Origin of the sequence: Anaerotruncus massiliensis (ex Togo et al. 2026), assembly GCF_030825285.1 — a bacterium.
Taxonomy (GTDB): Bacteria; Bacillota; Clostridia; order Oscillospirales; family Ruminococcaceae; genus Anaerotruncus; species Anaerotruncus massiliensis.
The window spans coordinates 109,653-132,783 of the sequence record NZ_JAPJQF010000003.1 but is presented as its reverse complement, the minus strand read 5'-3'; the positions used below and the strand labels follow the sequence as shown (position 1 = coordinate 132,783).

The 23,131-nt window shown below is 63.5% G+C and carries 21 protein-coding genes; 2 read left to right on the top strand and 19 right to left on the bottom strand.

Annotated features, from left to right (window positions below; translation table 11 throughout):
- Positions 1 to 99 precede the first annotated feature (99 nt).
- From RCI06_RS02555 to RCI06_RS02505, 11 genes are all read right to left on the bottom strand, one after another.
- Complete coding sequence (locus RCI06_RS02555; protein ID WP_306573995.1) at positions 100 to 4,443, bottom strand: PolC-type DNA polymerase III; 4,344 nt, start codon at positions 4,441 to 4,443, stop codon at positions 100 to 102.
- A gap of 20 nt (positions 4,444 to 4,463) precedes the next feature.
- On the bottom strand, positions 4,464 to 5,498 hold the full coding sequence (gene ispG / locus RCI06_RS02550; protein WP_306573992.1) for a flavodoxin-dependent (E)-4-hydroxy-3-methylbut-2-enyl-diphosphate synthase: 1,035 nt from the start codon (positions 5,496 to 5,498) through the stop codon (positions 4,464 to 4,466).
- Positions 5,499 to 5,513: 15 nt separating this feature from the next.
- Entirely contained in the window at positions 5,514 to 6,539 is a 1,026-nt protein-coding gene (locus tag RCI06_RS02545; protein ID WP_306573990.1) for an RIP metalloprotease, read from the bottom strand.
- Positions 6,540 to 6,633: 94 nt separating this feature from the next.
- The gene (locus RCI06_RS02540; RefSeq protein ID WP_306573987.1) at positions 6,634 to 7,791 is read right to left on the bottom strand and encodes a 1-deoxy-D-xylulose-5-phosphate reductoisomerase; all 1,158 of its coding nucleotides are present in this window, start codon (positions 7,789 to 7,791) and stop codon (positions 6,634 to 6,636) included.
- Positions 7,792 to 7,819: 28 nt separating this feature from the next.
- Entirely contained in the window at positions 7,820 to 8,653 is an 834-nt protein-coding gene (locus RCI06_RS02535) for a phosphatidate cytidylyltransferase (RefSeq protein WP_158595508.1), read from the bottom strand.
- 37 nt (positions 8,654 to 8,690) lie between these two features.
- A complete protein-coding gene (locus RCI06_RS02530; protein WP_306573984.1) occupies positions 8,691 to 9,407 on the bottom strand; it encodes an isoprenyl transferase in 717 nt (238 codons plus the stop codon).
- Between the two features lie 20 nt (positions 9,408 to 9,427).
- Positions 9,428 to 9,982: a ribosome recycling factor gene (frr, locus tag RCI06_RS02525; RefSeq protein WP_121585636.1), complete on the bottom strand. Its 555-nt coding sequence runs from the start codon at positions 9,980 to 9,982 to the stop codon at positions 9,428 to 9,430.
- Positions 9,975 to 10,697: a UMP kinase gene (pyrH, locus tag RCI06_RS02520; RefSeq protein ID WP_101550709.1), complete on the bottom strand. Its 723-nt coding sequence runs from the start codon at positions 10,695 to 10,697 to the stop codon at positions 9,975 to 9,977. The genes frr and pyrH overlap by 8 nt, the downstream gene beginning before the upstream one ends.
- A 200-nt stretch (positions 10,698 to 10,897) precedes the next feature.
- Positions 10,898 to 11,818 (bottom strand): translation elongation factor Ts, encoded by a 921-nt coding sequence (tsf, locus tag RCI06_RS02515; RefSeq protein WP_101550711.1) that lies wholly within the window; start codon positions 11,816 to 11,818, stop codon positions 10,898 to 10,900.
- A gap of 44 nt (positions 11,819 to 11,862) precedes the next feature.
- Positions 11,863 to 12,615 (bottom strand): 30S ribosomal protein S2, encoded by a 753-nt coding sequence (gene rpsB, locus RCI06_RS02510; RefSeq protein ID WP_101550713.1) that lies wholly within the window; start codon positions 12,613 to 12,615, stop codon positions 11,863 to 11,865.
- Positions 12,616 to 12,813: 198 nt separating this feature from the next.
- On the bottom strand, positions 12,814 to 13,113 hold the full coding sequence (locus tag RCI06_RS02505; RefSeq protein ID WP_101550715.1) for a YlmC/YmxH family sporulation protein: 300 nt from the start codon (positions 13,111 to 13,113) through the stop codon (positions 12,814 to 12,816).
- 181 nt (positions 13,114 to 13,294) lie between these two features.
- On the opposite strand from RCI06_RS02505, the gene RCI06_RS02500 reads away from it, so the two are divergent.
- Positions 13,295 to 14,680, top strand: coding sequence for a sodium-dependent transporter (locus RCI06_RS02500; protein ID WP_306573978.1), 1,386 nt, complete (start codon positions 13,295 to 13,297; stop codon positions 14,678 to 14,680).
- Between the two features lie 44 nt (positions 14,681 to 14,724).
- On the opposite strand, the gene sigG is transcribed toward RCI06_RS02500, so the two are convergent.
- From sigG to RCI06_RS02485, 3 genes are all read right to left on the bottom strand, one after another.
- The gene (gene sigG, locus RCI06_RS02495) at positions 14,725 to 15,495 is read right to left on the bottom strand and encodes an RNA polymerase sporulation sigma factor SigG (protein WP_101553215.1); all 771 of its coding nucleotides are present in this window, start codon (positions 15,493 to 15,495) and stop codon (positions 14,725 to 14,727) included.
- Positions 15,496 to 15,666: 171 nt separating this feature from the next.
- On the bottom strand, positions 15,667 to 16,347 hold the full coding sequence (sigE, locus tag RCI06_RS02490; protein ID WP_101553216.1) for an RNA polymerase sporulation sigma factor SigE: 681 nt from the start codon (positions 16,345 to 16,347) through the stop codon (positions 15,667 to 15,669).
- A 62-nt stretch (positions 16,348 to 16,409) separates the two neighbouring features.
- Positions 16,410 to 17,225 (bottom strand): sigma-E processing peptidase SpoIIGA, encoded by an 816-nt coding sequence (locus RCI06_RS02485; protein WP_306573975.1) that lies wholly within the window; start codon positions 17,223 to 17,225, stop codon positions 16,410 to 16,412.
- A 301-nt stretch (positions 17,226 to 17,526) separates the two neighbouring features.
- Here RCI06_RS02485 and RCI06_RS02480 point away from each other — a divergent pair, with 301 nt between their 5' ends.
- Positions 17,527 to 17,826: a hypothetical protein gene (locus RCI06_RS02480; protein ID WP_146021702.1), complete on the top strand. Its 300-nt coding sequence runs from the start codon at positions 17,527 to 17,529 to the stop codon at positions 17,824 to 17,826.
- A gap of 103 nt (positions 17,827 to 17,929) precedes the next feature.
- Here RCI06_RS02480 and RCI06_RS02475 read toward each other — a convergent pair whose 3' ends face one another.
- The 5 genes from RCI06_RS02475 to RCI06_RS02455 are packed head-to-tail and all read right to left on the bottom strand — an operon-like array spanning position 17,930 to position 23,089.
- A complete protein-coding gene (locus RCI06_RS02475; RefSeq protein ID WP_276871957.1) occupies positions 17,930 to 18,667 on the bottom strand; it encodes an ABC transporter ATP-binding protein in 738 nt (245 codons plus the stop codon).
- Positions 18,660 to 19,682, bottom strand: a complete 1,023-nt coding sequence (locus RCI06_RS02470; RefSeq protein ID WP_306573973.1) for an ABC transporter ATP-binding protein — start codon at positions 19,680 to 19,682, stop codon at positions 18,660 to 18,662. Before RCI06_RS02470 ends, RCI06_RS02475 begins: the two co-directional genes overlap by 8 nt.
- Positions 19,683 to 19,695: 13 nt before the next feature.
- Positions 19,696 to 21,240 (bottom strand): ABC transporter substrate-binding protein, encoded by a 1,545-nt coding sequence (locus RCI06_RS02465; RefSeq protein ID WP_306573971.1) that lies wholly within the window; start codon positions 21,238 to 21,240, stop codon positions 19,696 to 19,698.
- A complete protein-coding gene (locus RCI06_RS02460) occupies positions 21,225 to 22,115 on the bottom strand; it encodes an ABC transporter permease (RefSeq protein ID WP_306573969.1) in 891 nt (296 codons plus the stop codon). The genes RCI06_RS02465 and RCI06_RS02460 overlap by 16 nt, the downstream gene beginning before the upstream one ends.
- Positions 22,112 to 23,089 carry an ABC transporter permease gene (locus RCI06_RS02455; RefSeq protein ID WP_101550729.1) on the bottom strand — a complete coding sequence of 326 codons (978 nt, stop codon included), beginning with the start codon at positions 23,087 to 23,089 and terminating at the stop codon, positions 22,112 to 22,114. The genes RCI06_RS02460 and RCI06_RS02455 overlap by 4 nt, the downstream gene beginning before the upstream one ends.
- Positions 23,090 to 23,131 lie beyond the last annotated feature (42 nt).

The following is a 23,131-nucleotide window of genomic DNA, read 5'->3' as shown; positions in this document are numbered from 1 at the left end:
TCAACACCTTGCACAAAGATTCTCCCGGTTTTTGCGCCAAACGTCCATTTATCGGCTCCCCGGGCGCCCCGCCCGCTGCAAAGCCTCCACCGGCACGACTCAAAAGAAGGTGACCTGCGAGGTCGCGGGCAGGTCGCCGAGCGCGCCCGCGGCGCGCAGTGTCTCGACGACGGCGCTGGAGACCCCGGCGCGGTTGGAGATGTCATCCGCCGAGATGAAGGATTCCGATTTGGCCTCCTCCCACAGGCTCTTGGCGGCGGCCTCGCCGACTCCCTTGAGCGCCATGAAGGGCAGGCGGATCCTGCCGTCCTCCACCTCGTAGAGCTTGTAGTGGCTCTTGTAGAGGTCGACCGGCAAAAATTCAAAGCCGCGCGCCTGGCACTCGTGGATGATCTGCAGCATGGTCAGCGTGCCCTCGTCCTTGGCGGAACGGTCGTTGCCCATCGCGAGCAGGTTCTGGATCTTGCGCTTGGTCGCGGACTTCCCCTGCACCGCCGCCTCGGCGTCGAAGTCGTCGCCGCGCACGGTGAAGATGACCGCGTAGAAGGCCAGCGGATGGTGCACCTTGAACCAGCAGAGCCGGATGGAGGCGATGTCGTAGGCCGCGGCGTGCGCCTTGGGGAACATGTATTTGATCTTGAGGCAGCTGTCGATGTACCACTGGGGCACCCCGTGCTCCTTCATCGCCATCATGTGCTCCTCGGTCAGCAGCCTGGGCGCGTTGCCCTTACGGGTGATCTCCATGATCTTGAACGCCATCTTGGGCTCCAGCCCCTTGAGGAGCAGGTAGGTCATGATACTGTCACGTGTTCCGATGACCTCGGAAATCGTGCAGGTCCTGTTGCGGATGAGCTCCTGCGCGTTGCCGAGCCACACGTCGGTGCCGTGGGAGAGGCCGGAGATCTGGAGAAGGTCGGAGAAGTTCTTCGGCTGCGCCTCGATGAGCATCCCGCGCACAAAATTGGTGCCGAATTCGGGGATGCCGAGGGTGCCGGTGTTGCAGTCGATCTCCTCCGCCGTGACGCCGAGCGCGTCCGGCTTCAAAAAAAGGCTCATGACTTCCGGGTCGTTCATCGGCACGTCGTTCACGTCGATGCCGGTCATATCCTCGAGGTACTTGTACATCGTCGGAACGTCGTGCCCGAGCTCGTCGAGCTTGAGGATCGTATCGTGCAGCGAATGGAAGTCGAAGTGAGTGGTCGTGATGTCCGAGTTGGCGTCGTCGGCGGGGCGCTGCACCGCCGTAAAGTCGAACACCTCGTGGTTGGAGGGCACGACGACCATGCCGCCCGGGTGCTGGCCGGTCGTCCGCTTGACGCCGGTGCAGCCGAGCGCGAGCCGCTCCTCCTCCGCGCGGGTCATCACGAGCCCGCGCTCCTGCGCGTACTTTTTCACAAAGCCGTAGGCGGTCTTTTCCGCGACGGTGGAGATGGTGCCCGCCTTGAAGACGTGGGTCGGACCGAAAAGCTCCTCGGTGTACTTGTGGATCTTGCTCTGGTACTCGCCCGAGAAGTTGAGGTCGATGTCAGGCGCCTTGTCCCCGTCGAACCCGAGGAAGGTCTCAAACGGGATGTCGTGGCCGTCCTGCTTATATTTCGTGCCGCATTTGGGGCAGTTCTTTTCGGGCAGGTCGAAGCCGGAGCCCACCTCGCCCTTGGTGAAGAACTCGCTGTGGCGGCAATTGGGGCAGTAGTAGTGGGGCGGCAGGGGGTTGACCTCCGAGATGCCCGCCATTGTCGCCACAAAGGAGGAGCCGACCGACCCACGGGAGCCGACCTTATAGCCGCCCTCCTCGCTCTTGGCGACGAGCTTCTGCGCGATCATATAGAGCACCGCGAAGCCGTGCTTGATGATCGAGCCGAGCTCCCGCTCGAGCCGCTTGGACACCAGCTCGGGGACCTGTCCCTCGTAGCCATACATCTTCATCGTCCGCTCGCGGGTGATCCGCTGGAGGTCCTCCTCCGAGCCGGGGATCGTCGGGGTGAAGGTGCCGTTGGGGATCGGCTTGACGTCGCTTTCGATCATGTCCGCGATGCGGTTGGGGTTATCGATGACGACCTCGTGCGCCTTCTGGGGGCCGAGGTATTCGAACTCCCTGAGCATTTCATCGGTCGTGCGGAAGTAGAGGGGCGCCTGCTGGTCGGCGTCGGAAAAGCCCATGCCCGCCATCAGGATGGCGCGGAACTTCGCGTCGCCCGCGTCCATGAAGTGCACGTCGCAGGTCGCCACGACGGGGATGTTCAGCTTTTCACCGAGCTTCACGACCGTCTCGTTGAACTCCTTGATGCCGTTTTCATCCGGCACGGTGTTGTTGCGCACCATGAATTCGTTGTTGCCGAGCGGCTGGATCTCCAGATAGTCGTAGAACCTGGCGATGTCGCAGAGGTCCCCCCAGCTCTTGCCCTCGATGATCGCGCGGTAGAGCTGCCCGGCCTCGCAGGCGCTGCCGATCAGAAGCCCCTCGCGGTGCTCCATCAGCTTGGATTTGGGGATGCGCGGATGGCGCGAGTAGCAGTCGAGGTGGGAGAGGGAGACGAGGCGGTAGAGGTTTTTGAGCCCCGTGAGATTTTTGACCAGAATGATCTGGTGGTATGTAGGGGATTTTTTCACGTCGACCGCCGCGAGCGAGGTGTTGATCCGGTCGATGCTTTTGCAGCCCTTCTCGGATTTGAGGATGTCGATCATCCTCAGGAAGATCCGTGCGAGCATCTCCGCGTCGTCGCAGGCGCGGTGGTGGTTGAAGTCGCCCAGTCCGAGGTGCTTGGCGACGAGGTCGAGCTTGTGCTTTTTGAGCTCGGGGAACAGGGAGCGCGAAAGGATGACCGTGTCGATCGCGGTAAAGTGGTAGGGCATGTGGCACCGGCGCGCCGCCTGCTTCAGGAAGCTCGTGTCGAAGGGGGCGTTATGCGCGACGAGCACCGCCCCGTCCCCGCCGCAGAACTCGTAGAAGGAGGCGAGCGCCTCCGCCTCGGAGGGCGCGCCGCGCACGTCGTCGTCGGTGATGCCGGTGAGCTCGGTGATCTTGGGCGGGATCGCCCGCTCGGGGTTCACGAAGGTGTTGAAGCGGTCGACCACCTCCCCGCCCGACAGCTTGACCGCGCCGATCTCGGTGATCCGTTCGGTCGCGGCGGAAAGGCCGGTCGTCTCAAGGTCGAAGACAATGATTTCCCGGTCGAAGTCTCCGGCGGCATGTCCGCTCACCGCCTGCACGACGTCGTCGACGAAATAGGCCTCCACGCCGTAGATGATCTTGATGTCCCCGCCCTTTTTGCGGATCGCGTTCTGGGCGTTCACCGCGTCGGGGAATGCCTGCACGACCCCGTGGTCGGTGATCGCGACCGCCTTGTGGCCGAACTCGTAGGCGCGGCGGACGAGCTTGTCCGCCGGGGTCAGGCCGTCCATCGCGGACATGTTGGAGTGCATATGCAGCTCCACCCGCTTCTCCTCCGCGGTGTCGCGGCGGGGAACCTTCTTTACGGTGGCGATGCTGTCGGGGCGCAGGACGTTCTCATGGTCGAAGCGGTCGTACTCGATCAGCCCGTACATCACGACGGTGTCCCCCACCTTGAGCTCGTCGAGCGCCTTGATTTTCTTGTCCATCCGCCCGATGACCTTCGCGCAGTAGGAGCCGGTGTAATCGGTGAAGTAGATCGAAAGGATGAGCGTCTTTTCGTCCCGGCTGGTGCGCCGGTCGATCTTGAAGACATCCCCCCAGACGGTGACGTTGCCGCTTTCGATGTTCACCCCCGCCATCTCGGCCGGACGGCCCTTGGGCGGGTTGCCATAGAGCGCGACCATCGAGCCGGGCTCGAAGGGCAGGTCGTGCGCGTCGAAGCTGAGCCGCGCCGCCGCGGGAACGACGGCGCCGTTTTCGAGCTTCTTTTCCGCCCGTTGGGGCGAGGGCGGTGTATATTTGATCGGCGCCGGACGCGCCTTGTCCATCGTTTCATGGTAGATGTCGCTGTCGGGCGCGACCTCGAGCACCCCGTCGAAGAGGACCTGCACCTCCCGTCCGAACTCCTCGCGGATGACGGCGGAGATCTTCTGGCCGCAGTGGATCTCCTCGAGGAAGGGACCGCCGCCGTGGCTGAGGTAGACGCGCAGCGTGTCGCCCGAGAGATCGGCGCGGCTGCCGGTGAAAAAGCCGTTGACCGGCACCCCCTCGCCGCCGAGGCGGGCGATGATCTCGGGCAGGTAGTCGCTCGAAAAGAGCTCGCCCGGATAACGCGGGCAGACGGCCGCCGTGTCGAGGGTAAGCGCGCCCTCCAGCTTGCGGCCGAGCTCGGATAAGGCGCCGCGCGGCACCAGCTCGTCCAACACGAGCGTGACGGTCAGCGCGCGCCGCGCCTGGTCGAGCCGCAGCCCGCAGATTTCGCCGCGCGCTGCGTCACAGCCGGGGACGAGCTCTATGTAATCGCCGAATATCTCGATGAATGACGCCAAAACAGACAACTCCTCAAACCCTACAGTTTTTCAATCTCCTCAAGCAGCACGTCCACGATCCGGTCCTCGGGGTATTTCCCGGCCGGCGCCCCCTTCTTGAAGAGAAGCGCCTCCCCGTTTCCGCCCGCGATGCCGATGTCCGCTTCCCGCGCCTCTCCCGGCCCGTTGACGACGCAGCCCATGACCGCGACCTTGATGTCCTTACGGCAGTCCGCCAGCGCCTCCTCCACTCTGCCCGCCAGGGAGATGAGGTCGATCTTCGTGCGCCCGCAGGTCGGGCAGGAGACGATCTCCGGCCCCCTGCCCCCGCCCACGGCCTTGAGGATGTCGCGCGCGGCGCGCACCTCCTCGACCGGGTCGGCGGTCAGCGAGACGCGGATGGTGTCGCCGATGCCGTCGCAGAGTAGCGACCCGATGCCCACCGCCGACTTGATGAGCCCCATGCGCGCGGTGCCCGCCTCGGTCACGCCGAGGTGGAGCGGACAGCCGAGCTGCTCCGCGGCCAGCCGGTAGGCCTCGATCATTGTCGGGACATGCGACGACTTGATCGACACGACGATGTCGGTGAAGTCGAACTTTTCCAGAAGGCGCGCGTGGTAGAGGGCGCTGTCGACCAGCGCCTGGGGGGTCGGCGCGCCGTATTTTGCGAGGATGTGCTTTTCCAGCGAGCCGGAGTTGACCCCGATGCGGATGGGCACCCCCGCCGCCCTGCACGCGTCCGCGACCTGCTTTACGCGTTCCTCCCCGCCGATGTTGCCGGGGTTGAGGCGGATCTTGTCCACCCCCGCCGCCACGCAGTCGAGCGCGATGCGGTAGTCGAAGTGGATGTCCGCGACGAGCGGGACGGAGACCGCCGCCTTGATCGCGGGCACCAGCCTGACCGCCTCCCGGTCGGGCACGGCGGCGCGGATGATGTCGCAGCCCGCGGCCTCGAGCGCCCGCGCCTGCGCGACGCTGCCCGCCACGTCCCCGGCGGGCACATTCAGCATCGACTGCACGGTGATGGGGCTTCCGCCGCCGATCGTCACATTCCCGATGTTCACTTTCCTTGTCATCCGTTCACGTCCCGTCTAAAAGAATCGCAGGATATCGTTGAAGGTCACCACCAGCATCAGGCCCATCAGCAGGACGAACCCCGCCGTGTGGATGATTCCCTCGTATTTCGGATTGATCGGCCGGCGGATCACCAGCTCGATCAGCAAAAAGAGCAGCCGCCCGCCGTCGAGCGCGGGCACCGGCAGGAGGTTGAAAACGCCGATGTTGACGGTGATGAACCCGACGAGCAGCAGAAGCGTCTTGATCCCCGCCATGCTCGCCTGCCCGATGACCGTCGAAACCCCCACCGGCCCGGAGAGCTCCGCGAGGGTGAAGTTGCCGGTGATCAGGTTGATGAAGGACATCCACACCTGACGAACAATTGAAAACATCCATAAAATGGTATATTGCACGCTGCTCCAAAAGGTTTTGGGCGCGGAATCGACGTAGAAGTCGAGGTTGATGACCTTGGTGCCGTCCTCCATGACCTGCATGCCGAAGTCAATATCCCTGAGCTCGAGCTTTTCCCCGCCGCGCAGGACGGTAAAGGTGACCACGCCGTCCTTGTCGCTCACCATGGAGAAGGAGATATCGTTGGAGGTGAAGACGCGGCTGCCGTTGACCCGGAGGATCCGGTCCCCCGCCTGGAGCCGCGCGTTGCTCTGCGCGCCCTCGTGGAACCCGCCGACCACCGTCGTAGGCAGGCTCTGCCGCATCCCGACGAGGATCGACAGGATGACAAAGCCCAGCAACAGGTTCATCAGCGCGCCCGCGCAGACGAAGAGGATCCGCTTCCACAGCCGCACGTTGCAGTAGGCGCGCGGGTCGGAGCTGTCCTCGTCCTCCCCCTCGACCGCGACGTAGCCGCCGATCGGCAGGGCGCGCAGGGCATATTTGGTTTCGCCGCGCTGGGTGGACCAGATCGCGGGGCCCATGCCGAGCGCAAATTCGTTGACCCGCATCCCCGAGAGCTTGCCGACCGTAAAATGGCCGAGCTCATGGATGAAGATGAGCAGCCCGAAGACGAAAACCGCGACAACGACCTGAAAGACAATACTCATAGAACGCAACACATTCCAATCCACATAAAATCGCCCGAATACGGCGGCGCTACTATCATAGTATTCTTACCGCCGCGCGCAATATTCCGGCGGATTACCGGCGCGTGCAGTACGCCTCGGCAAGCGCGCGCGCGGTATCCTCCGCCTCGAGCACCTCTTCCAGTGTGTAAAGCTCATCGGCGTTACAGGAAAAACGCTCCAATATGTACCCGACGCACCGCCCGATGTCGAGGAATTTGAGCTCCCCGGCCAGGAAGCGCCCGACCGCGTATTCGTTGGCCGCGTTGACCGCGCAGGGATAGAGCCCGCCGCGCCTTGCCGCCTCGATGCAGATGTCCAGGCAGGCAAACGTCCCGCAGTCGGGTTTTTCGAAGGTGAGGCTGCCGTAGCCGGTGAGCGACAGACCCCTCGCGTCGGTCGGCGCGCGGTGCGGCCAGGTCAGCGCGTACTGGATGGGCACCGCCATGTCGGGCGTGCCCATCTGGGCGATCACCGCGCCGTCGGCGTACTCCACCGCCGAATGGACGACGCTCTGCGGGTGCACGACGATCTCGATCTGGTCGGGCGACAGCCCGAAGAGCCACATCGCCTCAATGAATTCGAGCCCCTTATTCATGAGCGTCGCGGAATCGACGGTGATCTTCGCGCCCATCGACCAGTTGGGGTGCCGGAGCGCGTCCGCTGCGGTCATCCCCTCGAGCTCCTTGGCGGTTTTGCCGCGGAACGGCCCGCCCGACGCGGTGAGGATGATCTTTTTGAGCGCCGCGCGGTCGTTGCCCTGCAGCGACTGGAAGATCGCACTGTGCTCGCTGTCGACCGGCAGCAGGTCCACGCCGTTTTCCTCCGCCGCGTCCATCACGAGCCGTCCGCCCGCGACGAGCGTCTCCTTGTTGGCGAGCGCGACCGTTTTTTTGGCCGCGATGGCGGCGAGCGTCGGCCGCAGGCCGACCATCCCCACCACCGCGTTGCACACCATGTCGACGCCGGGAAGCGAAGCGGCCTCGCACATCCCCTCGACGCCCGCCAGCAAGCGGATATCGGTATCCGCGAGGCGGGTCTTCAGGTCTGCGTAGGCCGTTTTGTCCGAAACGACAACACAGCGAGGGTGAAACTCCCTCGCCTGCGTTTCCAGCAGGGCGGCGTTCCTGTTTGCGGCAAGCACGTCGACCCCGTATCCGAGATTTTTACAGCAACGAAGCGTCTGGGTGCCGATCGAACCGGTCGACCCCAGAAGCGCGATTGTTTTCTTCAAATTCTGCCCCGCCTTCATTGATATGTACTCACGCCGCCAGATGGACGTGCTGGCTGAAGATGAACACCAGCGGCGCGACCATCAGCACGCTGTCGAACCGGTCCATGATCCCGCCGTGCCCCGGCATGATCGAGCCGTAATCCTTGACGCCGAACTGCCGCTTGATGACCGAGGCCGACAGGTCCCCGATCATGCTTGCCGCCGACAGGAAGGGCACGATGCAGAGCAGCGCCGGAACGTTGACCGCGATGGGAACGCCCAGCCAGCCGGAAACGGCGCCGTAGAGGAGCGCGACAAGCAGCATGGCGATCTCGGCGAAGACGATCCCGCCGATCGCGCCTTCCACCGTCTTTTTCGGGCTGATGACGGGCGCGAGCTTATGCTTCCCGAACGCGCGCCCCGTAAAATAGGCCCCCGTGTCGCTCAGCCAGGCGCTGCCCAGCGTCACGAGCACGTAGAAGATGCCCAGCGCCTTGCCCCAATGGTCGCGCATGTAAATCATCGTGGTCAGTGAAAAAGGCACCACCAGGCTGAAGAGGAAGCTCATCGCGATCTGCTCGATGCGCAGCAGGCTGTGGCGGCGCAGCAGCACGGCGAAAATCGCCACCACATAGAGGTAGCAGATCGGCATGATGTGCCGGGCGATCCACTGCACGGAAAAAAGCGGGATCACCGCCGCGAACGCGATCGACAGCGCCGCCACGAGCTTATCCCTGGTGCAGCCGGTCGCGGCGAGCAGCTCGTAGACCGCCAGCGCGCAGATAAAGGCGATCACAAGGTTCGTCAGCACCGTATCAAAAAAGACAAAGACCACGAACAGCAGCACAAGGCCGATCATGGAGCTGATGATTCTTACCTTCATAGAACTCTCCCATCCTCCGCCGTTTTGCGGGGTGACATTACAGGCCGCCGAAACGCCGCGACCGCCCCTGGTATTCCTCGATGGCGCGGTCGAGATGCCCGGGGGTAAAGTCCGGCCAGAGCACATCCATAAACACCAGCTCGGCATAGGCCGCCTGCCAAGGCAGGAAGTTGGAGGTGCGCTGTTCCCCGCTCGGGCGGATGATCAGGTCGGGGTCGGGCTGGCCGGCGGTGTAGAGCGCGCCGGCAAACGCCTCTTCGTCGATTTCGTCGGGAGAAAGCTCCCCGGCAAGGCATCTGCGCGCAAGCGCGCGCGCCGCGTGAACGATCTCGTCCCGGCCCCCGTAGTTGAGCGCGATGTTGATGGTGATCGCGGTGTTTTTGGCGCTCTCGGCCTCCGCGCGCGCCATCATCTCCCGGATATCGTCGGAAAGCGGGCCGCGTTCCCCCAGGAAACACAGCCGCGCGTCCTCCTCCCGGTGCTTGAACATCTCGTTCAGGTACCTGCGCAAAAGATCCATCAGCCCCTCCACCTCGTCTGCGGGCCGCTTCCAGTTTTCGGTGGAAAAGGCGTAGATCGTCAAGTAGGGGACGCCGATCTCCCGGCAGTATTTTGCGATTTTGCCAAAGGTATCCGCCCCGGCCTTGTGCCCCGCGCTGCGCGGAAGGCCGCGGCGGCTCGCCCAGCGCCCGTTCCCGTCCATGATGATGCCGATGTGGCGGGGCAGGGCGCCGGCAGGCTGCGTATTCGACATGGATACACTCCGTTCCGGAATCAGATTTCGAGGATTTCCTTCTCCTTCTTCGCGGCAATTTCATCGATCCGCTTGCAGAATTTGTCGGTCATCTTCTGGGTCGCTTCCTCGAGATCCTTCTGGTCGTCCTCGCTGATCTCGCTCGATTTTTTGAGCGCCTTAAACTTCTCGTTGGCGTCGCGGCGGATCGCGCGGATCGCGACCTTGGCCTCCTCACCCTGCTTCTTGATCTGCTTGCAGATCTCTTTCCTGCGCTCCTCGGTCAGCGGCGGGAAGACGATGCGGATGACGGAACCGTCGTTGGTGGGGTTGATGCCGATATCAGAGGCCTGGATCGCCTTTTCGATCGGCTTGAGGGTGGATTTGTCCCACGGCTGGATCACCAGGATGCGCGCCTCCGCCACCGAGATCGCCGCCATCGCCTGGACCGGCGTGGGGGTACCGTAGTAGTCGACCGTGATCTTGTCGAGCACGGCGGGATTGGCCCTTCCGGCGCGGATGGTCGCGAACTCGCCCTCCAGCACACGGATGGTCTTTTCCATCTTTTCGTTATAGGGGTTCAGCCGTTCATTCATCTGAGTCATCCTCCTTCACGATGGTTCCGATATTTTTGCCTTCGATCGCGGCCAGGATGTTGTCCGGGTCGGCGAGGCTGAATACAAGGACGGGAATCCGGTTGTCACGGCACATCGCGGCGGCCGTGCTGTCCATCACGCCCAGCCCCTTCTCCAGCACCTCCTGGAAGGAAACGTTGTCATACCGCACGGCGGTGTCGAACTTGTTGGGGTCGCAGTCGTAAACGCCGTCCACCATCGTCGCCTTGAGGATGATGTCCGCGTCGATTTCGGCGGCGCGCAGAGAAGAGGCGGTGTCGGTCGAAAAATAGGGGTTGCCGGTGCCGCAGCCGAAGATGACGACCCGGCCCTTTTCGAGGTGGCGGACGGCGCGCCCGCGGATGTAGGGCTCGGCGATCTGCTGCATGGTGATGGCGGTCTGCACCCGCACGGGCACCCCCAGCGCCTCAAGCGCGTCGGCCAGCGCGAGGGAGTTCATGACGGTGGCGAGCATCCCCATGTGGTCGGCGCGGGTGCGGTCCATGCTTCCCGCGTCCCTGCCGCGGAAAAAGTTGCCGCCCCCGACCACGATCCCGATCTCGGCCCCGAGCGAGGCGCATTTTTTGATACTCTCGCAGATGCCGCGCACGACGCTGTAATCGATGCCGAATTTTTTCTCCCCGGCGAGGGCTTCCCCGCTGAGCTTCAGCAGGACCCGTTTATACTTCAGTGGCATACATGACCTCCCGGAATGGTTATTTTTGACGCTTCCGCGCCCCGTTTATGCAATCCGGCCCGCGGGCCGGAGGGGGAAATTACATCCCTTCTATTTTACAATAATCACCCGTCAAAGTAAAGGGCGCGCCGCGATTAATTTCCCCCTCCCCATACAAAAAAGGCGGCCGGATAACCGGCCGCCTTTCGACGGGAAAATCTTTACTTGATCATGCTGGCAACTTCGTCGGCGAAGTTGTCCTCGCGCTTCTCAAGGCCCTCGCCCTTCTCATAGCGGACGAAACCGGTGACCTTGATCGAGCCGCCGAGCTCCTTGGCGGTCTCCTCGGTGTACTGCGCCACGGTGATGTCGCCGTTCTTGACGAACGGCTGGTCCAGCAGGCAGTTCTCCTTGTAGTACTTGCCGATGCGGCCGTCGACCATCTTGGCGATGATCTGGGCGGGCTTGTTCTTGAGCTTCTCGTCGTTGGCGATCTGCGCGGTGAGGATCTCCTTCTCCTTCTCGATGACGTCCGCGGGAACGGAAGCCTCGTCGAGGAAGAGCGGATTGATCGCCGCGACCTGCATCGCGACGTCCTTCGCGTAGGCCTGGAAGCCCTCCTTGTCCGCGACGTCGGTCTCAAAGGTGACCATGACGCCGATGCGGCCGCCGCCGTGCACGTAGGTGACGAGCGGGCCCTCGGCATAGGTGAAGCGGCGGACCTTCATGTTCTCTCCGATCGTGAGGATCTTGTCGCGGAGCTCCTCCTCGACGGTCATGCTCATGCCGACCGCGGGGAGCTTCAGAAGCGCGTCGACGTCGGCGGGCTTGTGGGCCGCGACGGTCTTGGCGCAGGATTTGACGAAGTCCATGAACTTGTCGTTCTTCGCGACGAAGTCGGTCTCCGAGTTGACCTCGATCACAACGCCGACCTTGGTGTCGTCGTCGACCATCGCGAGGACGACGCCCTCGGCCGCAATGCGGCCGGCCTTCTTGGTGGCCGCGGCGAGCCCCTTCTCACGGAGAATCTCAACCGCTTTTTCCATATCTCCATCCGCTTCGGTCAGAGCCTTTTTGCAGTCCATCATGCCGCAATTGGTCTGCTCACGCAGCGCCTGTACGTCTTTTGCAGTGAATGCCATTCGTGAAACCTCCATATATCTTTTATTCGTCCAAAAAGCCGGGATTACTTGTCGGCGGGAGCCTCGTCGGTTTCGTTCTCCTTCGCGGCGGCCTCTTCCGGGGCGACCTCGGTGCTGCCCTGGCGGCCCTCGATGAGGGCGTCGGCCATGGTGGCGCACAGCAGCTTGACGGCGCGGATCGCGTCGTCGTTGCCGGGGATCACGTAATCGATCTCATCGGGATCGCAGTTGGTGTCGACGATCGCGACGATGGGGATGCCCAGCTTGCGCGCCTCGGCGACGGCGATCTTCTCCTTGCGGGGGTCGACGACGAAGAGGGCGGACGGGAGCTTCTTCATGTCCTTGATGCCGCCGAGGAACTTCTCGAGCTTCTCGATCTCAAGGTTGAGCTTGCTGACTTCCTTCTTCGGGAGCAGCTCGAAGGTGCCGTCCTCCTGCATCTTGCGCAACTGCGCGAGGCGGTCGATCCGGCGGCGGATGGTCTTGAAGTTGGTCAGCATGCCGCCGAGCCATCTGGCGTTGACATAGTAAGCGCCGGCGCGGGTGGCCTCGTCGCGGACGGAATCGCCCGCCTGCTTCTTGGTGCCGACGAACAGGAGGTTCCCGCCGCCCGCGGCCATGTCGCGGACGAACATGTAGGCCTCGTCCAGCTTTTTGACGGTTTTCTGGAGGTCGATGATGTAGATGCCGTTGCGCTCGGTGAAGATGTAACGGGCCATCTTCGGGTTCCATCTCCGGGTCTGGTGGCCGAAGTGGACACCCGCCTCCAACAGTTGTTTCATTGATACTACGCCCATGATAAATTCCTCTCTTTCGGTTAAATTCCGCCACCACGTTCATCTCATCCCATCATCCCGGACCGGGACACCGATCAGATGATCGCGCGGTGTGTGTGTTACCGGCAGTATGCCAGCCGTAATATATTACCACAAAGAGAGGAAAAATGCAAGTATGAATTTCCCGCCGCACCAATATTTTGCACGGTTTCGGGGCGTTTAGTCGTCCTCCAGGATACGGAACCACTTTCCGCGCCCGCCCGACGTATTTTCCTGCGCCGGAAGGGTGTGGTTGACGAGGATGGTGTCCTCCCCGATCACCTCGATGTCCTGCCAGCGGATGATGGTGTCCTCCTCCCGGCCAAGCAGCCCGAAAAAGCGCAGCCTGCCGCGGATGACGATCGCCGTGACCGCGGCGGCCGCCGTGTCGATCTCCGCGTCCGAGACGTACCCGAGCTTGCTGCCGTTGCGCACGTTGATGACGTATTTGTTCCGAAGGTCCCCCATCCGGCAAAACATGGCCCTTCCCCCTTGTGCTGATTTGATAAAAGTATATGTGCGCGTTTGGGGAAATAGTTCTTCCGCCAATCAATTGACATTTGGTTGGAAATCCCTTATGATAAACTTTATGAACAATTTGTAAACCCCGCAAACGGAAATCCCCGGCAGAGCAGGGACCTGCCGGGACGGAGGTGTTTTTGTGCAAAGGGAAAAATTTTCTTCGCGGCTCGGCTTCCTGCTGATTTCGGCGGGCTGCGCCATCGGGATCGGCAACGTCTGGCGGTTCCCCTACATCACGGGACAGTACGGCGGCGCGGCGTTCGTGCTGATCTACCTGTTCTTCCTCGTCATCCTCGGCCTGCCGATCATGGTGATGGAGTTCTCGGTCGGCCGCGCCAGCCAGAAGAGCGCCGCCCGCTCGTTCGACGTGCTCGAGCCCAAGGGCAGCAAATGGCACCTGTATAAATACGGCGCCATGCTCGGCAACTACATGCTGATGATGTTCTATACGACCGTCGGCGGCTGGATGCTCATCTACTTTGTGAAGATGGCGGGCGGCGAGTTCGTCGGCAAGACCCCGGAAGAGGTCGGCGGCATCTTCAACGGCATGCTCGGCGACCCGCTGCTCATGATGATCTGGATGGTGATCGTCGTCGTGATCGGCTTCAGCGTCTGCTCGATGGGGTTGCAGAACGGCGTGGAAAAGATCACCAAGGCGATGATGAGCTGCCTGCTACTCATCATGGTCGTGCTCGTCGTGCGCTCGGTCACGCTGCCGGGCGCGGGCGAAGGGCTCCGGTTCTACCTCATGCCCGATTTCGGCAAGATGGCCGACCAGGGCATCACCACCGTCGTCTCCGCCGCCATGGGGCAGGCGTTCTTCACCCTCAGCCTCGGCATCGGCGCGATGGCCATCTTCGGCAGCTACATCGGCAAGGACCGCTCTCTCACCGGCGAGTCGATCAGCATCACGCTGCTCGACACCTTCGTCGCGCTGATGGCGGGCCTGATCATTTTCCCCGCCTGCTCGGCGTTCGGCGTCGACTCGGCGCAGGGCCCCGGCCTCGTCTTCGTCACCCTGCCCAATATCTTCAACGAGATGCCCGGCGGACGGGTGTTCGGCGCGCTCTTCTTCGTCTTCATGTCCTTCGCCGCCCTCTCGACCATCATCGCGGTGTTCGAGAACATCGTCTCCTTCGGCATGGACCTGTGGGGCTGGACCCGCAAAAGGACGGTTGCCGTCAACTTCGTGGCGATCATCCTGCTTTCGATCCCCTGCGTGCTCGGCTACAACCTGTGGAGCGGCTTTGTCCCGCTCGGCGCGGGTTCCGCGGTGCTCGACCTCGAGGACTTCATCGTCAGCAACAACCTGCTGCCGCTCGGCTCCCTCGTCTACCTGCTCTTCTGCACCTCCCGGTACGGATGGGGCTGGAAAAACTTCCTCACCGAGGCGGACACCGGAAACGGCGTCAAATTCCCCAAATGGTCGCGGATCTACGTCTCCTACATCCTGCCGATCATCGTGCTGATCCTCTTCGTGCAGGGCTACTGGGACAAGATTTTCAAGGCGCTGTTCATGCGCTGATCCATGAAAAGAAAAAGGAAGCCGCCCGCGGGCGGCTTCCTTTTTTAGATGTGTTTTTTGATCCAGTCGAGCGCGCCCTTTTCCAGCCGGGAGACCTGCGCCTGCGAGATGCCGATCTCCTTGGCGACCTCCATCTGGGTCTTGCCGACGAAAAAGCGCAGCGTGAGGATCCTCTTCTCCCGATCGCCGAGGCTCTTCATCGCCTCCTTGATCGCAATCTCGTCCATCCAGTCGCTCTCGCCGCCCTTGTCCCCCACCTGGTCCATCACGTAGATGGTGTCTCCGCCGTCCGAGTAGACCGGCTCGTAGAGGGACATCGGCTCGACGATCGCCTCGAGCGCGAGCACGACGTCCTCCTTTTTGGCGCCCATTTCCGCCGCGATCTCGTCGACGGTCGGCTCCTTGGAGTTGCGGTTGATGAGCGTCTCCTTCGCCTGCATCGCCTTATAGGCGAGATCGCGCAGCGAACGGCTTACCCGCACCGAATTGTTGTCGCGCAGGTGGCGGCGGATTTCCCCGATGATCATCGGCACCCCGTAGGTGGAAAAGCGCACGTTCTGGTTGGGATCGAAGTTGTCGATCGCCTTGATCAGTCCGATGCACCCCACCTGGAAGAGGTCGTCCAGATTTTCGCCGCGGTTGGTAAACTTCTGCACGACCGACAGCACCAGCCGCAGGTTGCCGTTGATCATCTCCTGGCGCGCCTGCTGGTCCCCCTGCCGGATGCGCTTTAACAGCTCGATCTTTTCCTTTTCCTTTAAAACGGTCAGCTTGGCCGTATTGATCCCACAGATTTCCACCTTGTTGTAATACACGTTTCGCACCCCGCTCACCCGAATCTTTCTAAATTCAGTATGAGCAGGGGAATTTGCAAACATACGCTTTCCAAAAATTGCTTGACCGGCGCGGCAGCATTTTCCGGGACGCGCGGGAAGGCCCCGGCACGGAATCTCCGTGCCGGGGCCTTCCTGTAAAGCGGGGTGCCGTTACAGGGTCTTTTCCAGCTCTTTCTTGAGCTTTTTGATGATGCGCTTTTCCAGCCGCGAGATATACGACTGGGAGATGCCGATGATGTCCGCGACCTCCTTCTGGGTCTTCTCCTCGCTGCCGAGCAGGCCGAACCGCAGCTTCATAATGAGCTGTTCGCGCTCGTCGAGATGGCTGATCGCGCCGAGCAGGAGGTTCTTTTCCGCCTCGTCCTCGATGGGACGGTTGATGCTGTCCGGATCGGTGCCAAGAATATCCGAAAGAAGCAGCTCGTTGCCGTCCCAGTCGATGTTGAGCGGCTCGTCGATCGAGATTTCGTTCCTGTGCGATTGATTTTTGCGCAGGTGCATGAGGATCTCGTTTTCGATGCAGCGGGAGGCGTAGGTGGCCAGCTTGATGTTCTTCTGCGGGCAGAAGGTGTTCACCGCCTTGATCAGCCCGATCGTCCCGATCGAGATGAGGTCCTCCACGCAGATGCCGGTCGACTCGAATTTTTTGGCGATGTAGACGACCAGCCGCAGATTATGTACCGTCAATGTCTCCTTCGCGCCCTCGTCGTTCTCCTCGAGCTTGCGGAAGACGATCTTTTCCTCCTCCTTGGAGAGCGGAGCGGGCAGCGTCTCCGGGCCGTTGATGTAGTAGGCCCGCCGCCGCCACAGCCGCCGGAAGATTTCGCGCAGCCGCCCGAACAGCCCGGCCGCCCGCGCCCGTAATGTCGTGATCAAATAAATACGCCCCTTCCCTAATGCGCCCGGTCGATGATCTGCGGGTTGATGAGCGCCTGGTATTCCCCGCTGATCGGTTCGCGGCTCGCCGCTATGTAGACGTCGGAGGTCCGGATCGTCCTGCCTCCTCCGGTGATCTGGATTTCATCGGGCCGGAACCCCTCGAGCGCCCCCTCCCCCGTCACCGTCCGGCAGGGGATCACCCGGAAGCCCGCGTGCTCGGGCGGACGGACCCGTTCCGCCAGCGTCCGGTCGCAGACGATGACCGGCGCGCCGGAAAAAGGCTCCCGCAAATCGCTGCCGGTATCCGCAAGCCCCTTGCAGGAGACCGTCCTCCCGCCCGCCGTCACGGTGATCTCATAGAGCCGGCGCTCGTCGACCCGGCCCGCGAAGAGCCGCTCGAAGAGCAATAGGAGCAGGTAGGCGGCGGTCGTGGAGAGGATGAGCGCCAGCACGGAGATGTCGAAGTAGACCACGCCGTTATAGAAAATCATCCCGGCGGGCGCGAGCAGGCGGGAGAGCGCCAGCATGAGCCCCGCGAAGAGGAAGCTCACCGCAAAGGTCACAAAAAGGGCCTTTGCGAGCCTCTGCCACGGGCGGACGCCGAAGGCGGCCGCCGCCATCGCCAGGGCGAGCAGGATTTTATAGAGGGCCTGGAACCATATCCCGACATAGGGCAGGAAGATGACGAGCGACCCAAGCGCGCCGACGAGCGCCCCGGCGCACAGCCTCCAGCGGCATGTCACCACGCCAAGCAGCTTGGCAGAGGCGAGCAGGAGCAAGAGATTGACGATATAATTCACCACCACCAGCACATCGGCATAAACTGTCATAACCGCCCCGCCCCCTCGAAAAGTTCCAAGCTGATATTGTCCAACAGGACTATTATAGAGAGCGGACAAGTTTTGTTTCTGTCGAAATCGCGGGACAAATCATCGGATTTCTCCAAAGCCCCGCGCGGGCTAACACGATGGGCCCCTCCCGCATACAATGAGAGAGAACAGCAACTGTATCGGAGCGTCCGGCGGGGCTCCCTGCCCGCCCTTTCCTGCCGCACGGGACCGCGCGCGGCGTTCTTATCCCTGTGAGCTGTGCTTTTGATACATTTATTCTGAGAAAAAGGTGTGATCGTTAATGGCTTGTTGTTGTAACAACAGGAACCGCTGCAACTGCGGCTGCAACTGCTGCCGGAAAAAGATGGACGAATGCCGCATCCAGCCCGTCAGCGGATGCCGTCCCAACAGCGACTGCTGCTGGTATCCGGTTGATGTCACGTCCGACAACGGACGCCAGATGAGGCTTTGCTGCGACCAGAGCGGCTGCTGCGGGATGTTCCCCGAGGACTGCCGGAATACCTTCTGGCCCGACTTCGCCCATCCGCGGTGGCTCTGCTGCAAGGACCTCTACTGCGCGAGGAGAAAGTGCGGCTGCTGACCTCCCGGTCTCGGGACCGCGCCGCCCGTGCAGAACATAAAAAAGGTGCGCAGCAACCGCTGCGCACCTTTTTTATCGCTTTACAACCATACGGCCGCCCCGACTACTGATAACAGTCCGGGTCGGGCGCCGGCACCGCCTCGAGCAGCGCCCGTGTATAGGGGTGGCGCGGACGCCCGCAGACCTCCGCGGTCTCCCCCAGCTCGACGAGCTTTCCCGCCCTCATGACGCCGATGCGCCCGCAGACCCGCCGCACCGCGGCAAGGTCGTGGGAGATCAGCAGGACGGACATGCCCCGCTCCCGCCGCAGGCGCAGGAAGAGGTTCAAAATCTGCGCGCGTACCGACATGTCGAGCGAGGCGGCGGGTTCGTCGGCGAGCAGGAGATCGGGGTCGGGCGCGAGCGCCCGCGCCACCGCGATCCGCTGCTGCTGCCCGCCCGAAAGGCCGCCCGGAAAGCAGCCGGCGAGCTCTTCGCCGAGGCCGACCAGCCCGAGCAGTTCGCGCGCCCTTTCCCTGCGTTCGGCGCGCCCGCCCCTGCGCAGGATATCGAGCGGCTCGCAGATCAGCTCCTCGGCCGTCATGCGCGGATTGAGGGAGCCGGACGCGTCCTGGAAGATCATCTGGAAGCTCCCCATGAGGCGGATTTCGCCGTACTCCGGACGGCAGAGCCCGGCGACGCAGCGGGCGACGGTCGATTTGCCCGAGCCGCTCTCCCCGACGAGCCCGAAGAGTTCCCCGCGCCCGATCGAAAAGGACACGCCGTCGACCGCGCGGATCTCCGCGCCGCCCGACAAAAAGCGTTTTTGCAGCCCGCATACCGAAAGCAGCGGCTCATCCACCGGCGCTCACCCGCCTTTCCCCAATCCCGGCGGGCGGGTCGACGCGCGGCGCGTCGGGATGCAGCAGCCAGGTCGCGGCATAGTGGGTATCGGAAACGCGGAAGAGGGGCGGCTCCTCCCGCCAGTCGACACCCAGCGCCCAGGGATTCCGCGGGGCAAACGCGTCGCCTGCGGGTGGATGGAGCAGGTCGGGAGGCGCGCCTGGAATGCTGAAGAGCTCCCCCGTCCCCTCCGGGGAGGGAACGGACGCGAGCAGCCCCCAGGTGTAGGGATGGCGCGGGTCGTGGTAGATTTCCGCCGCGGTGCCGATCTCGACGAGCCTGCCCGCGTACATGACGGCGACGCGCCCGGCGATCCGGGCCGCCGCGCCGAGGTCGTGGGTGATAAAGAGGATCGCCGTGCCCGTCTGGTGCTGGATGTCCCGCAGCAGATCGAGCATCTGCGCCTGCACGGTCGCGTCGAGCGCGGTGGTCGGCTCGTCGGCGACAAGCAGCTTCGGGCCACAGGCAAGCGCCGACGCGAGCACGCAGCGCTGGAGCATCCCGCCGGAAAACTGGTGCGGATAGTCGCCGTACCGCCGCGCGGGTTCGGGGATGCCGGTCAGGGCCATCAGCTCGAGCGCGCGCGCCTTCGCCCCGGCGCGGGAGATCCCTCCGTGCGCGCGGGCGGCGCGGGCGATCTGGCTTCCCACCGGCAGGGAGGGGTTCAGCGCGGACATCGGGTTTTGCAGCACGAGCGCGATCTCCTTCCCGCGGATCCCCTCGAGCTCCCGCTCGCCCATCGCGGCGAGGTCCCGCCCCGCGTAGAGGATGCTCCCGCCCGCGACCCGCCCCCGGTGGGGCAGCAGGCCGAGCAGGCTCTTGCAGAGCACCGACTTGCCGCAGCCGCTCTCCCCAACGACCGCGAGCGTCTCCCCCGCGCAAAGGGAGAAGGAGACGCCGCGCACCGCCCGGATGACGCCGCGCGGGGAGTCAAACGCGATCTTCAGATCCCGCACCTCAAGCAGCGCGTCCATGGTCATTCCCCCTTCAGGCGAGCGTCCAGTCTTTGACGTTCCAGAAGATGCCCACCCCGTGGTGGCCGAGGACCGTGTCGGGCGCGATCCCCTGCACCCGGTCCTTCGCGACGTAGACGGCGTCGGCATAGGCCAGGAAGGTGTAGGGCAAATCGTCGGTCAGCGCCTCCTGGAACGCCTGATAGTATTTCATCCGGTCGGCGGAGACGTCGGTGCCGCGCGCTTTCTCGAGCAGGTCGTCCACACGGGGGTTGGAGTAGTTCCCGTAGTTGGCCGCCTGCCCAGTGCCGAACACCTTGTAGGTGTGGTCGTCGGGGTCGAAGGGGCTTCCCCAGCCGATCAGATAGGCGGCCTGCCCCGCCCAGTCGATCTCGGAATCGATCGAAACGGTCACGTCCGCGCCCGCCTCGGAGAACTGCTGCGCGCAGATGTTCGCCATGTCGACGCGCACCGGGTCCCCCTCGGGGCAGTGGATTGTAAAGGCCAGCCGGTCGCCGTCCTTCTGGTAGACGCCGTCGGAGCCCTGCCGCCAGCCCGCCGCTTCGAGCATCGCACGGGTCTTGACCGGATCGTACTGGAACTTTTCAACGGCGGGATTGTTGTAGGGGCCGGACTGGAGGGGCGAGTAGGCGGGCCGGCCCTTGCCGAGCAGGACGCTGTCGACGATCGCCTGCCGGTCGACCGCGTAGCTCAGCGCGTTGGGCAGCTCGCGGTATTTGGCGAAGAGCGGATGGTTGAAATTATAGAGGACCCCCCGGTAGTCGGAGGTCTTCATATCGTAGACGGTAAAGCCCTCCGCGTCCCCGAACGACCGCGCGTCCTGCGGGGACACCTGCGCGAGGTCGAGCTCCCCCGACCGAAGCTGCATGGCGCGCGCCTTCTCGTCGGGCACGATCTTGAAGATGATCCGGCCGATCTTCGGCGTGCCCGCGTAGTAATCGGGGTTGCGCTCGAGCACGATGCTCTGGCCCGCGTCCCATGAGACAAGCTTGTAGGGGCCGGTCCCGACCGGCGCCTGGTTGAAGGGGTCGGTGACGAGGTCCTTCCCCTCGAGCAGGTGCTTCGGGAGGATTCCGATCGCGAGGTAATCGAGCATCGCGGCGTTGGGTGAGGAAAGCGTGATCCTCACGGTGTGGTCGTCGGGCGTCTCGATCGCCGCGATGTCCTCATAGTTGGAGGCGATCTCCGAGAGGTTTTCGGGGGCGAGGATCGCTTCCAGCGTGAACTTTACGTCTGCGGCGGTGAACGGTTCGCCGTCGTGCCATTTGACGCCCTTCCGGAGCGTAAAGGTGTAGGTGAGGCTGTCGCGGTCGTACTCCCACTTTTCCGCCAGCCCGGGGATGATCTTGTTTTCCCCGTCGCGGGCGGTCAGCCCCGAAAAGAGCAGCAGGTTCACTTCCCCGTGCTCATAGAGCGCGGGGTTGATGCTCGTGTAGTCCCCGCTGCCATAGACGAGGGTCGTTTCTTCCGGTTCCCCGCCCGCCGCGCCGCAGCCCGGCAGGAGGAAGAGGACCGCCGCCAGCAGGACGGCGAGGAGGCGCGTTACAGATTGCTGCATGTTTTGTTACCCTCCCTGCGGATGTAATTTCCAATGTCGGTGATGGAGACGAGCGTCGTGATCAGAAAGACGCCCGGTATGACGATGACCCACCAGCTCCCGGACAGGAGCGCCCGGTCGGCCTGGGAGAGCAGGCTCCCCCACGAGACGACGCCGACCGGCAGGCCGAGCCCCAGGAAGCTGAGAGTCGATTCGGTTGCGATCGCCGCGCTGATGTTGGTGACGACCATGAACATGAGGGGCGACAGGAGATTCGGCAGCAGGTGCCGCCGCAGGATGTGCCAGAAGCCCGCCTTCATCGTGCGCGCCGCGAGGACGTAGGCGCTGTGCCGCAGCCTGCGCACCTCTCCGCGCACGACCTGCGCCATCTGCATCCAGCCGGTCACGCCGACGACCAGCGCGATGCCCGCCGGGCTTTGGCGGCCGATGACCGCCTGCAAAAAGATGACGAGCAGGATGGACGGCACCGAGAGGGAAAGCTCGATGAAACGCATCATCGCGGCGTCCGCCTTAGCGGGCGCGACTCCGCTGACGCTGCCGTAGAGCAGGGCGATCGCGGTTGATATCGCGGCCGCGAGGCACCCCACGAGGAGGGACACCCGCCCCCCGTGCCAGATCATGGAAAAGAGGTCGCGCCCCATCGGGTCGGTGCCGAACCAGAATTCCGGCGAGGGCGGCGCGCCGATGTGCGATAGGTCGAGGTATCCGGGGTCGCGCGGCGCGAGCGCGCCCGCGAGGGCGCACCCCAGCAGGATCAGCCCGAGCAGGCAGAATGCGGCCCACGGCCTTCGCGCCCGCGCCCCCCGGCGCGGCACCGCCGCTGCCGCCACCGAAGCCGCGCGCCAAACGGAGAAGTCGCCGGGCAGAAAATTCATCGCGCGCCCCTCCCCCTCATGCGCGGGTCGAGCGCCCCGCCCAGCGCCCGCGCCGCCATGCCCGCGAGCATGACGACCGCGCCGGTGATGAGGCAGAGGACGAGCAGCATGTTGTAGTCGTGATATTTCGCGCTTTCAAAACAGAGTGTGCCCAGCCCGGGATAGGAAAACACCTTTTCCACGATGTAGGTGCCGCCCAGAATATGCGGGATCGACACCGCCATCAGCCCGAAATAGGAGGGCAGGACGTTGCGCAGGCACTGGGTGAAAAGGATTTTGCGGCGGCTGAGCCCCTCCGCGCGGCAGAGCAGGACATAGTCCTGCCGCACCTCGTCGAGCAGGCGGTTGCGGATGAGGTAGGCGTAGTACCAGAGGTGCCCGAGCACCAGCACGGCGAGCGGCAGGACGAGATGGCGCAGGCGCCCCAAAAGGTCGTACGGCCTGCCGATGTCGTAGGCCCCGCTCGAGGGCAGCAGGCCCAGCTCGACGCTGAACAGCAGGATCAGCAGAAGCGCCAGCCAGAAGGAAGGGATGCAGCCGGTCACGGTGCCGATCCGCCGGACGGCGCGGTCGGCCGGCGAATCCTCCCGCAGCGCGCAGAAGGCCCCCAGCAGCAGCGCCAGCCCGAAGGTCAGCAGGTAGGCGGTCACGCCGAGCAGCAGCGTGTTCCCGTAGACGCCGCCGATCACCGTCATCACGTCCCGCTTATACTGGAAGGAGACGCCGAAGTCGCCCCGGAGCGCGTTTTGAAGCCACGCGCCATACTGCACGATGATCGGTCGGTCCAGCCCGAGCCGGTCGAGCGCGTCGGCGCGCTCGGATTCGCTGAGGCGTTCCGCGCTCTCGCCGTAGTAGGAGCGCAGCGGGTCGCCGGGGGAAAGCCGCGAGAGGAAAAAGACCGCGATGGAAAGCAGAAAGAGCGCCAGCACAAATCCCAGCGCCCGCCTGACCGCGTTTTTCACCGCGCGCTTCATCTTTTCACCCTCCCCCGCCAAATTTGACGCAAAAGAAAAAAC

Excerpts from the sequence above, each read along its gene's own strand:
- ispG (WP_306573992.1), bottom strand. The coding sequence starts at position 5,498 with ATGACAAGGAAAGTGAACATCGGGAATGTGACGATCGGCGGCGGAAGC.
- RCI06_RS02545 (WP_306573990.1), bottom strand. The coding sequence starts at position 6,539 with ATGAGTATTGTCTTTCAGGTCGTTGTCGCGGTTTTCGTCTTCGGGCTG.
- RCI06_RS02535 (WP_158595508.1), bottom strand. The coding sequence starts at position 8,653 with ATGAAGGTAAGAATCATCAGCTCCATGATCGGCCTTGTGCTGCTGTTC.
- RCI06_RS02530 (WP_306573984.1), bottom strand. The coding sequence starts at position 9,407 with ATGTCGAATACGCAGCCTGCCGGCGCCCTGCCCCGCCACATCGGCATC.
- frr (WP_121585636.1), bottom strand. The coding sequence starts at position 9,982 with ATGAATGAACGGCTGAACCCCTATAACGAAAAGATGGAAAAGACCATC.
- pyrH (WP_101550709.1), bottom strand. The coding sequence starts at position 10,697 with ATGCCACTGAAGTATAAACGGGTCCTGCTGAAGCTCAGCGGGGAAGCC.
- tsf (WP_101550711.1), bottom strand. The coding sequence starts at position 11,818 with ATGGCATTCACTGCAAAAGACGTACAGGCGCTGCGTGAGCAGACCAAT.
- rpsB (WP_101550713.1), bottom strand. The coding sequence starts at position 12,615 with ATGGGCGTAGTATCAATGAAACAACTGTTGGAGGCGGGTGTCCACTTC.
- RCI06_RS02505 (WP_101550715.1), bottom strand. The coding sequence starts at position 13,113 with ATGTTTTGCCGGATGGGGGACCTTCGGAACAAATACGTCATCAACGTG.
- RCI06_RS02485 (WP_306573975.1), bottom strand. The coding sequence starts at position 17,225 with ATGACAGTTTATGCCGATGTGCTGGTGGTGGTGAATTATATCGTCAAT.
- RCI06_RS02480 (WP_146021702.1), top strand. The coding sequence starts at position 17,527 with ATGGCTTGTTGTTGTAACAACAGGAACCGCTGCAACTGCGGCTGCAAC.
- RCI06_RS02470 (WP_306573973.1), bottom strand. The coding sequence starts at position 19,682 with ATGGACGCGCTGCTTGAGGTGCGGGATCTGAAGATCGCGTTTGACTCC.
- RCI06_RS02465 (WP_306573971.1), bottom strand. The coding sequence starts at position 21,240 with ATGCAGCAATCTGTAACGCGCCTCCTCGCCGTCCTGCTGGCGGCGGTC.
- RCI06_RS02460 (WP_306573969.1), bottom strand. The coding sequence starts at position 22,115 with ATGAATTTTCTGCCCGGCGACTTCTCCGTTTGGCGCGCGGCTTCGGTG.
- RCI06_RS02455 (WP_101550729.1), bottom strand. The coding sequence starts at position 23,089 with ATGAAGCGCGCGGTGAAAAACGCGGTCAGGCGGGCGCTGGGATTTGTG.